9 protein-coding genes are annotated in these 9,935 nt (G+C 59.9%); 1 reads left to right on the forward strand and 8 read right to left on the reverse strand.

Features of this window, described 5'->3' with window-relative positions:
• Positions 1-66: 66 nt before the first annotated feature.
• Positions 67-963, forward strand: coding sequence for a LysR substrate-binding domain-containing protein (locus tag OQK_RS05345; RefSeq protein ID WP_016771458.1), 897 nt, complete (start codon positions 67-69; stop codon positions 961-963).
• A gap of 143 nt (positions 964-1,106) precedes the next feature.
• Here the strand turns inward: OQK_RS05345 and ispD are convergent, their stop codons facing one another.
• From ispD to OQK_RS05385, 8 genes are all read right to left on the reverse strand, one after another.
• Positions 1,107-1,814: a 2-C-methyl-D-erythritol 4-phosphate cytidylyltransferase gene (gene ispD / locus OQK_RS05350; RefSeq protein WP_016771459.1), complete on the reverse strand. Its 708-nt coding sequence runs from the start codon at positions 1,812-1,814 to the stop codon at positions 1,107-1,109.
• Positions 1,811-2,089 carry a cell division protein FtsB gene (ftsB, locus tag OQK_RS05355; RefSeq protein ID WP_016771460.1) on the reverse strand — a complete coding sequence of 93 codons (279 nt, stop codon included), beginning with the start codon at positions 2,087-2,089 and terminating at the stop codon, positions 1,811-1,813. Before ftsB ends, ispD begins: the two co-directional genes overlap by 4 nt.
• Before the next feature lie 169 nt (positions 2,090-2,258).
• Positions 2,259-3,548, reverse strand: coding sequence for a phosphopyruvate hydratase (gene eno, locus OQK_RS05360; RefSeq protein WP_016771461.1), 1,290 nt, complete (start codon positions 3,546-3,548; stop codon positions 2,259-2,261).
• Between the two features lie 155 nt (positions 3,549-3,703).
• Positions 3,704-4,549, reverse strand: a complete 846-nt coding sequence (gene kdsA / locus OQK_RS05365) for a 3-deoxy-8-phosphooctulonate synthase (protein WP_007954807.1) — start codon at positions 4,547-4,549, stop codon at positions 3,704-3,706.
• A gap of 4 nt (positions 4,550-4,553) precedes the next feature.
• Positions 4,554-6,185: a CTP synthase gene (locus OQK_RS05370; protein ID WP_016771462.1), complete on the reverse strand. Its 1,632-nt coding sequence runs from the start codon at positions 6,183-6,185 to the stop codon at positions 4,554-4,556.
• Positions 6,186-6,459: 274 nt separating this feature from the next.
• The gene (tilS, locus tag OQK_RS05375; protein WP_016771464.1) at positions 6,460-7,788 is read right to left on the reverse strand and encodes a tRNA lysidine(34) synthetase TilS; all 1,329 of its coding nucleotides are present in this window, start codon (positions 7,786-7,788) and stop codon (positions 6,460-6,462) included.
• A gap of 148 nt (positions 7,789-7,936) precedes the next feature.
• The gene (locus tag OQK_RS05380; protein WP_016771465.1) at positions 7,937-8,884 is read right to left on the reverse strand and encodes an acetyl-CoA carboxylase carboxyltransferase subunit alpha; all 948 of its coding nucleotides are present in this window, start codon (positions 8,882-8,884) and stop codon (positions 7,937-7,939) included.
• A gap of 139 nt (positions 8,885-9,023) precedes the next feature.
• On the reverse strand, positions 9,024-9,935 hold a 912-nt coding region (locus OQK_RS05385; RefSeq protein WP_038860593.1), incomplete at its 5' end, for an OB-fold nucleic acid binding domain-containing protein.

The raw sequence follows: 9,935 nt of genomic DNA on the forward strand, positions 1-9,935 counted from the left end.
TTCAGCGCGCCCTGAGGAATAATCCGGACGAAAGCAAAACATTATTGCCATACAGGGATAATCCAAGTGTCGGAAAACCGCTGGGAAGGCATCGACGAGTTCGTTGCCGTCGCCGAATGCAACCAATTCACCGCCGCTGCCGAGCGTCTTGGGGTTTCTTCCTCGCACATCAGTCGACAAATCGTACGGCTCGAAGAGCGTTTGCAGACGCGCCTGCTCTACCGCAGCACCCGGCGAGTTACGTTGACCGAAGCCGGGCAGACTTTCCTGCAACATTGCCAGCGCCTGCAAGACGGTCGCGAAGAAGCCTTGCGCGCGGTAGGCGATCTGACCAGCGAACCGAAAGGCATGCTGCGCATGACCTGCGCGGTGGCCTATGGCGAACGCTTTATCGTGCCGCTGGTGACTCGCTTCATGGGGCTGTACCCACAGCTGCGTATCGATATCGAGCTGAGCAATCGCCAGCTGGACTTGGTGCATGAAGGGCTGGATCTGGCAATTCGTCTGGGTCGGCTACAGGATTCGCGCTTGGTCGCGACACGCCTGGCGCCACGGAGAATGTACCTGTGCGCGTCGCCTTCCTACCTGGAACGGTATGGGCGCCCACACAGCTTGTCGGAATTGAGTAGGCACAATTGCCTGATCGGCAGTTCGGATATCTGGCAACTGGAACAGAACGGGCGGGAATTTTCCCAGCGGGTGCAAGGCAACTGGCGTTGCAACAGTGGGCAGGCGGTGCTGGATGCGGCGCTTCAGGGTGTCGGGTTGTGTCAGTTGCCGGATTATTACGTGCTCAAGCACCTGCACAGCGGCGCGCTGATTTCCTTGCTCGAGGCGCATCAGCCGCCGAATACGGCGGTGTGGGCGCTGTATCCGCAGCAGCGGCATTTGTCGCCGAAGGTGCGCAAGTTGGTGGATTTTCTTAAAGAAGGGTTGGCTGAGCGGGCGGAGTATCGAAGCTGAGTGATGGGTTGTTCGTGTGGCCGCCTTCGCGAGCAAGCTCGCTCCCACAGTGGACGTGCAGTGACTGCAAATCTGGTGTCAGGCGCAAATCAAATGTGGGAGCGAGCTTGCTCGCGAAGGCGGCGCAATGGACGCCACAGCAATCAGCGGCGGTTAGCCCACCGCTGACGCAACCACTCCAGATCTTCCGGCCGGGTCACCTTGAGGTTATCCGCGCGCCCTTCAATCAGACGCGGTGCGAGACCGGCCCATTCCATCGCCGAAGCTTCATCGGTGATCACGGCATCCGCAACCAGGCTGTCGGCCAACGCCCGATGCAACGCACCGAGGCGGAACATCTGCGGTGTATACGCCTGCCAGATCACGCTGCGATCCACGGTTTCAACCACACGTCCGTTGTTATCAACGCGTTTGAGCGTGTCGCGAGCAGGAACCGCCAACAGACCGCCGACCGGGTCATCCGCGAGTTCGGCAAGCAACTTGTCCAGATCATCGCGACTCAGATTCGGCCGGGCCGCATCGTGCACCAGCACCCAATCCTCATCGTCGGCACCTTGCGCATGCAGGTGCAGCAAGGCATTGAGCACCGATGCGGAACGCTCCGCGCCGCCATCAACCCGCTGAATGCGCGGATCGTTGACGCATGCCAGATTCGGCCAATAGGGATCATCGACAGCAAGACTGACCACCAGGCCCTTGAGGCTCGGGTGATCAAGGAAACAGCCGAGGCTGTGTTCGAGAATTGTGCGCCCGCCCAGTTGCAGATATTGCTTGGGACGGTCCGCGGCCATTCGGGCACCGACGCCCGCAGCAGGAATCACGGCCCAGAAGGCCGGCAGGGAATCGATCATTGGGCCAACTGGTAAAGGGTTTCGCCGTCCTTGACCATGCCCAGTTCGTGACGAGCCCGCTCTTCGACGGTCTCCATGCCTTTCTTCAGCTCGCTGACTTCAGCGTCCATCACCCGGTTGCGCTCCAGCAGGCCTTCGTTCTCGGCATGTTGCTCGGCGATCTGCTGTTTCAGCTCGGCGACCTGCGCCAGACTGCCATTGCCCACCCACAGGCGGTACTGCAGACCGGCCAGGAGCAAGAGCAAAACAAGAAACAACCAGTAAGGACTGCGCATCGAATATCAGGTATCCAGTGAAAAAAGACAGCCACGCATAATGTTGCAGCATCTGATAGCACGAAGCCTGGAAAGATCCAGGCTTGTGCTTAAGGCATCAGATTAGTGGCAAATCCATCGCTGTCACGACTTTTCCGACACAATCCGGTGTCCTTTGATCAGGTTGCGCTTAACCGCGGAACTCGGCACGGCCGTTGTACTTGGCCTTGCCGTTCAACTGCTCTTCGATACGCAGCAGTTGGTTGTACTTGGAAACGCGGTCGGAGCGGCACAGCGAACCGGTCTTGATCTGGCCAGCCGAGGTGCCCACAGCCAGGTCGGCAATGGTCGAATCTTCGGTTTCGCCGGAGCGGTGCGAGATCACGGCGGTGTAACCGGCAGCCTTGGCCATCTGGATGGCTTCCAGGGTTTCGGTCAGGGTGCCGATCTGGTTGAACTTGATCAGGATCGAGTTGGCGATCTTTTTATCGATGCCTTCTTTGAGGATCTTGGTGTTGGTCACGAACAGGTCGTCGCCCACCAGCTGGGTCTTCTCGCCGATCTTGTCGGTGAGGATTTTCCAGCCAGCCCAGTCGGATTCGTCCAGACCGTCTTCGATGGAGATGATCGGGTAACGCTCGGTCAGGCCTTTGAGGTAGTCGGCGAAACCTTCAGCAGTGAACACCTGGCCTTCACCGGACAGGTTGTACTTGCCGTCTTCGTAGAACTCGCTCGCGGCGCAGTCCAGCGCCAGGGTCACGTCGGTGCCCAGCTTGTAACCGGCGTTGGCCACGGCTTCGGAGATCACTTTCAGCGCGTCTTCGTTGGAAGCCAGGTTCGGCGCGAAACCGCCTTCGTCGCCAACGGCAGTGCTCAGACCACGAGCCTTCAGCACAGCTTTCAGGTGATGGAAAATCTCGGTGCCCATGCGCAGACCTTCCGAGAAAGACTTGGCGCCGACTGGCTGCACCATGAATTCCTGGATGTCGACGTTGTTATCGGCGTGCTCGCCACCGTTGATGATGTTCATCATCGGGACCGGCATCGAGTACACACCCGGGGTGCCGTTGAGGTTGGCGATGTGTGCGTACAGCGGCAGATCCTGATCCTGCGCAGCTGCCTTGGCCGCAGCCAGCGACACGGCGAGGATGGCGTTGGCGCCCAGGGTCGCTTTGTTTTCGGTACCGTCGAGCTTGATCATCGCGTGGTCGAGGGCTTTCTGGTCGCTCGGGTCGGTGCCCAGCAGCAGATCGCGGATCGGACCGTTGATGTTGGCTACCGCCTTGAGCACGCCCTTGCCCAGGTAACGGCTCTTGTCGCCATCACGCAGCTCGAGCGCTTCACGCGAGCCAGTGGATGCACCGGACGGCGCGCAGGCGCTACCGATGATGCCGTTGTCGAGAAGCACGTCCGCTTCCACGGTGGGATTGCCACGGGAGTCGAGAACTTCACGACCTTTGATGTCGACGATTTTTGCCATTGTTGTAAACACTCCAAAGTTGACGAAAACGACGCAGCTAGAGGAAATCTTTATCGTCGGCAAGCGAAGTACAGCGGGCAGACTTGCAGACGACAACGCTCACGCCCGAGGGCATGAGCGACAAATCGTGCGGTACTTTACCGGAGAATCGAGCGTTACGCGGTTTCTACCGTCGGAAAACTCTTCACCAGTTCGTCCAGAGCTTTGAGCTGGGCCAGGAATGGCTCCAGTTTGTCCAGACGCAAGGCGCAAGGGCCGTCGCATTTGGCGTTGTCCGGATCCGGATGCGCTTCGAGGAACAGACCCGCCAGCGACTGGCTCATGCCGGCCTTGGCCAGGTCGGTGACCTGCGCGCGGCGACCGCCGGCGGAGTCGGAACGACCGCCAGGCATTTGCAGCGAGTGGGTCACGTCGAAGAACACCGGGTATTCGAACTGCTTCATGATGCCGAAGCCGAGCATGTCGACCACGAGGTTGTTGTAGCCGAAGCTCGAACCACGCTCGCAGAGGATCAACTGATCGTTACCCGCTTCCACGCACTTGTTCAGGATGTGTTTCATTTCCTGAGGCGCGAGGAACTGGGCTTTTTTGATGTTGATCACGGCATTGGTCTTGGCCATCGCGACAACCAGATCGGTCTGGCGCGACAGGAAGGCCGGCAGCTGAATGATGTCGCAGACCTCAGCGACCACCGCAGCCTGATCCGGCTCGTGGACGTCGGTGATGATCGGCACGCCGAAGGCTTGCTTGATGTCCTGGAAGATGCGCATGCCCTCTTCCAGGCCAGGACCACGATACGAAGTCACAGAAGACCGGTTGGCCTTGTCGAAGCTGGCCTTGAACACGTAAGGGATACCGAGTTTCTCGGTGACCTTCACGTACTCTTCGCAAACCTGCATGGCCATGTCACGGCTTTCCAGCACGTTCATGCCGCCGAACAGGACCATGGGTTTGTCGTTGGCAATCTCGATGTCGCCGACGCGGATGATCTTCTGTGCCATCGGGTTACGCCTTCTTCTGGTGTTGAGCCAACGCGGCTTTGACGAAACCGCTGAACAGCGGATGACCGTCGCGTGGGGTCGAGGTGAACTCAGGGTGGAACTGGCAGGCAACGAACCATGGATGATCCGGCGCTTCAACCACTTCGACCAGCGCAGCATCGGCGGAGCGACCGGAAATCTTCAGGCCGGCTTCGATGATCTGCGGCAGCAGGTTGTTGTTCACTTCGTAACGGTGACGGTGACGCTCAACGATCACGTCCTTGCCGTAGCAATCATGGACTTTGGAGCCCGGCTCAAGCAGGCAATCCTGTGCGCCGAGACGCATGGTGCCGCCCAGATCGGACGCTTCGGTACGCACTTCGACAGCGCCGGTGGCGTCTTCCCACTCGGTGATCAGACCGACAACCGGATGGCCGCTGGCACGATCGAACTCGGTGGAGTTGGCGTCCTTCCAGCCCAGCACGTTACGGGCGAACTCGATGACCGCCACTTGCATGCCCAGGCAGATGCCGAGGTACGGAACCTTGTTTTCGCGAGCGTACTGAACGGCAGTGATCTTGCCTTCCACGCCACGCAGACCGAAGCCGCCCGGCACCAGAATCGCGTCAACACCTTCGAGCAGCGCAGTGCCCTGGTTCTCGATGTCTTCGGAATCGATGTAGCGCAGGTTGACCTTGGTGCGGTTGCTGATGCCGGCATGGCTCATCGCTTCGATCAGCGACTTGTAGGCGTCGAGCAGTTCCATGTACTTGCCGACCATGGCGATGGTCACTTCGTGTTCCGGGTTCAGCTTGGCATCGACCACTGCGTCCCACTCGGACAGATCGGCGCTGCCGCACTGCAGACCGAAACGCTCAACGACGAAATCGTCCAGACCCTGCGAATGCAGGATGCCCGGGATCTTGTAGATGGTATCGGCGTCTTCCAGAGCAATGACCGCACGTTCTTCAACGTTGGTGAACTGGGCGATCTTGCGACGCGAGGACACGTCGATCGGGTGATCGGAGCGGCACACCAGCACGTCTGGCTGCAGACCGATCGAACGCAGTTCCTTGACGGAGTGCTGGGTCGGTTTGGTCTTGGTTTCGCCAGCGGTGGCGATGTACGGTACCAGCGTCAGATGCATCAGCATCGCGCGCTTGGCGCCGACTTCGAAACGCAACTGGCGGATGGCTTCGAGGAACGGTTGCGACTCGATGTCACCGACGGTGCCACCGATTTCGACCATCGCCACGTCAGCGTCACCGGCACCCTTGATGATGCGGCGCTTGATTTCGTCGGTGATATGCGGGATTACCTGGATGGTTGCACCCAGGTAGTCGCCACGGCGCTCTTTGCGCAGCACGTGCTCGTAGACACGGCCGGTGGTGAAGTTGTTGTTCTGGGTCATGGTGGTGCGGATGAACCGCTCGTAGTGCCCCAGATCCAGGTCGGTTTCGGCGCCGTCGTGGGTGACGAACACTTCACCGTGCTGGAACGGACTCATGGTGCCTGGATCGACGTTGATGTACGGATCCAGCTTCAGCATGGTGACCTTAAGCCCCCGCGCCTCCAGGATAGCCGCCAATGAAGCCGAGGCAATGCCTTTCCCCAATGAAGAAACAACACCGCCCGTGACGAATATGTAGCGCGTCATGAAAAACCCTAGAAGTCTGCGTTAAAGCGGAACGAGCCGCCGGGGAAAGCGAAGGAAGGCCGAAGCCCCCGATCACCTGCATTAATCACAGTGCACCTTTCGAAAAAACCGCCGCGTTGTGACAGACCGGCAGATGAAACACCGGTACGTTGCTCGCTACACATTTTTTGGAATCGCCCAGCAAAGACTGCTTGGTAATCGGCAACTCCTGCAATTCAGGCGAATCCACAGAAGTTGTATCAAGAAGGGAGCGTAGTCTACCGGAATGCTCCTTTCAGCTCAAACCTTGATCTTCGTCTGTTGGCTGCCAGTGCAATGTCCAGCCTTCGTCCATCTGACCAGCAAGACCCGACAGGTTCGCCACGGCGAGCAATTCTTCGCCACGAAACAGCAGCGGCAATCTGCCACGCACGAAGGCCGGCACCGCGCGCTCGTTGAGCAGACGCTTGAGATCCCGGCTACCGCGCTCAGCCAATTGCATGACCTCACCGCCCTGCCGATAGGCAATACGCAAAGGCCCGGCTGGAGCATGCCCGTGGAGCATGACGCGTCCGTTATCCGGCAAGCGTAGCGCTGAAGTCGGGGTCTGCCAGTCGGCGCCGATCACTGGCGTGCGCAACCAATTGCCGCTCAGCCACCAGACGCGCCCGGCGCTGCGGTGCAGCTCGCCGTCGGCCAGACGCCAGATCGGAGAAGCGTCGGCGCCGGCATTGCACAGCGTTGTCCAACCCGACCAATGGTCAGCGTCTGGCAGCCGAGTCAACGGTTCGAGCCAGTGGCTGAGGGCATTTCGCTGGCGCGCGTCAGACAACGCCGTCAATGTTGTCAGCTCCAGCGATGGCACACCCAGCCAAGCGAATTCATGGGGAGTTTCGGCTTGTGCGAGATCGATCTGCGCCAGCTCATCGAGCAAGCCCTGCGCCTCACGCAGATGCGCAGCGGTGCGCGCCATGCTGGCCTGCGCTTGCGGCCAGCGCTCGGTCAGCACCGGCATGGCTTGATGGCGCAGGTAATTGCGCGAAAACTGGTGATCCTGATTCGACGGGTCTTCGATCCAGCGCAACCGATGCGCCTGTGCATAACCTTCCAGCTCAGCACGACTGACATCCAGCAACGGTCGAACCAGCGTGCCCTGCCCCACTGGACGCTGCTGCGGCATCGCGCCGAGCCCGCGGACACCGGCACCGCGCAACAGCCGAAACAGCAGCGTTTCCGCTTGGTCGTCGCGGTGTTGACCGGTCAGCAGTGCATCATCGGCTTGCGTCAGCGAATTGAACACGGCGTAACGCGCATCCCGCGCCGCTCGCTCCAGGCTCGCCCCGCCCTTCACGGTGACCCGCTCTACTTGCAACGGCACGCCCAGCGCATCGCAAACGTCTTGGCAGTGTTGCGGCCACGCATCGGCCGCAGCCTGAAGGCCGTGGTGGATGTGGATGGCGCTTAACGCAGGGAGGGATTCGGTGTTCGCCAGAGTGGCGAGCAGATGCAGGAGGACGGTGGAATCGAGGCCACCGGAGAAGGCGATGCGCCAGTGAGCGACGTGGCGCCAGGGCTCAAGGTTCAGCAGAAGACGGGATGGCAAATCAATCGAGCGTTCACCCATGTCTTTACCCTCGCCGGAAACCAAATGTGGGAGCGAGCTTGCTCGCGAAAGCTGATTAACATTCAACAATTTCGTCGTCTGTTATAACGCCTTCGCGAGCAAGCTCGCTCCCACAGTGTTTTGCATCGTCAGCCAAATCGGCGCTCGATTAGAGACCGTAGCTCATCAGGCGATCGTAACGGCGCTTGAGCAGCGCTTCGTTATCGAACTGCTTGAGCATCGCCAGTTGCGAGCTCAGCTCGGCGCGGATCGAAGCGGCGGCAGCAGCCGGGTCACGATGGGCGCCGCCCAGTGGCTCGCTGATCACTTTGTCAACAATGCCCAGGCCTTTCAGACGCTCAGCGGTGATGCCCATTGCTTCAGCGGCATCCGGTGCTTTCTCGGCGGTTTTCCACAGGATCGACGCGCAACCTTCCGGCGAGATCACCGCGTAAGTCGAATATTGCAGCATGTTCAATTGATCGCAGACGCCGATGGCCAGTGCGCCGCCGGAACCACCTTCACCAATTACAGTGGCGATGATCGGAGTCTTCAGCCGCGCCATCACACGCAGGTTCCAGGCAATCGCTTCGCTCTGGTTGCGCTCTTCAGCGTCGATGCCAGGGTAGGCACCCGGGGTGTCGATGAAAGTCAGGATCGGCATCTTGAAGCGCTCGGCCATCTCCATCAGACGGCAGGCCTTGCGGTAGCCTTCCGGACGCGGCATGCCGAAGTTGCGGCGAACCTTCTCACGCACTTCACGGCCCTTCTGGTGGCCGATGATCATCACCGGCTGGTCTTCCAGACGGGCGATACCGCCAACGATGGCGGCGTCGTCGGAGAAGTGACGGTCGCCGTGCAGTTCGTCGAACTCGGTGAAGATGTGCTCGATGTAATCGAGGGTATACGGGCGTTTCGGGTGACGCGCCAGGCGTGCGATCTGCCAGCTGGTCAGCTTGCCGAAGATGTCTTCGGTCAGCGTCTTGCTCTTGTCCTGCAGGCGGGAGATCTCATCGCCGATATTCAGCGAATTGTCATTACCGACCAAGCGCAACTCTTCGATCTTGGCTTGCAGGTCGGCGATCGGCTGTTCGAAATCTAGAAAATTCGGGTTCATAGGCGTCCGTCTTGGGTCGTGTCCCAAGTGAGCTTGGGCCGGCCGGTTGTCTATTCGCGCCCTACCTTAAGGGAGAGGCGCGCTGAGGTCGAGATTAAAAATTCAGGTTGCGGGCAAGCGCCATGATGGCACTTGCCGGTCAACGGTATTGGAGGAAGACGTTGTCTCGCCCGAACTGGTCACGCAGGGCTTGAATCAAGGTATCCGCCGGGTCGATCCGCCAGGTCTCGCCGAACTGCAGCAAGGTCTTCGCATCCGGGCTGGTGTACTCCATGGTCACCGGGCACGCGCCGCGATGACGCTTGAGCAGTTCGCCCAACCAGCGTAGCTGATCGCCCTTCAGATCCTGAGTGTGCAGCTTCAAGCGCAGGCTTTCGGCCAGATTGGTCCGCGCATCCTCCATGCTCATCACCCGCTTGACCCGCAGGCGCAGGCCGCCGGAGAAGTCGTCATTGCTGACCTCGCCTTCAACCACCACCATCGCGTCGGTCTGCAGCAGCGATTGCGCCGAATGGAACGCATCGGCAAACAGCGACGCTTCGATCCGCCCGGAGCGGTCGTCGAGGGTGATGAAACCCATCTTGTCGCCCTTCTTGTTCTTCATCACCCGCAGGGCAATGATCATCCCCGCTACGGTTTGCGTGTCACGCGCCGGCTTCAGGTCGATGATGCGCTGGCGGGCGAAACGGCGGATCTCGCCTTCGTATTCGTCGATCGGGTGACCGGTCAGGTACAGGCCCAGAGTGTCTTTTTCACCCTTGAGGCGTTCCTTGAGGGTCAGCTCCTTGGCCTTGCGATGGGACGCGTAGACGTCGGCATCTTCTTCGACGAACAAGCCGCCAAACAGGTCGGCGTGGCCAGAGTCGTGGGTCCGCGCAGTCTGCTCGGCAGCCTTGATCGCCTCTTCCATCGCCGCCAGCAGTACCGCGCGGTTACGGTCGATATTGGCTTGATAGGCCTTTTGTTCGTCGTGGAAATACGGGCCGAGGCGATCCAGCGCGCCGCTGCGAATCAAGCCATCAAGAGTTCGTTTGTTGATGCGCTTGAGGTC

This window comes from Pseudomonas sp. R62 (genome assembly GCF_000257605.1).
Classification (GTDB): Bacteria; Pseudomonadota; Gammaproteobacteria; order Pseudomonadales; family Pseudomonadaceae; genus Aquipseudomonas; species Aquipseudomonas atacamensis.

Excerpts from the sequence above, each read along its gene's own strand:
- ispD (WP_016771459.1), bottom strand. The coding sequence starts at position 1,814 with ATGATCGATTCCCTGCCGGCCTTCTGGGCCGTGATTCCTGCTGCGGGC.
- ftsB (WP_016771460.1), bottom strand. The coding sequence starts at position 2,089 with ATGCGCAGTCCTTACTGGTTGTTTCTTGTTTTGCTCTTGCTCCTGGCC.
- eno (WP_016771461.1), bottom strand. The coding sequence starts at position 3,548 with ATGGCAAAAATCGTCGACATCAAAGGTCGTGAAGTTCTCGACTCCCGT.
- kdsA (WP_007954807.1), bottom strand. The coding sequence starts at position 4,549 with ATGGCACAGAAGATCATCCGCGTCGGCGACATCGAGATTGCCAACGAC.
- OQK_RS05370 (WP_016771462.1), bottom strand. The coding sequence starts at position 6,185 with ATGACGCGCTACATATTCGTCACGGGCGGTGTTGTTTCTTCATTGGGG.
- tilS (WP_016771464.1), bottom strand. The coding sequence starts at position 7,788 with ATGGGTGAACGCTCGATTGATTTGCCATCCCGTCTTCTGCTGAACCTT.
- OQK_RS05380 (WP_016771465.1), bottom strand. The coding sequence starts at position 8,884 with ATGAACCCGAATTTTCTAGATTTCGAACAGCCGATCGCCGACCTGCAA.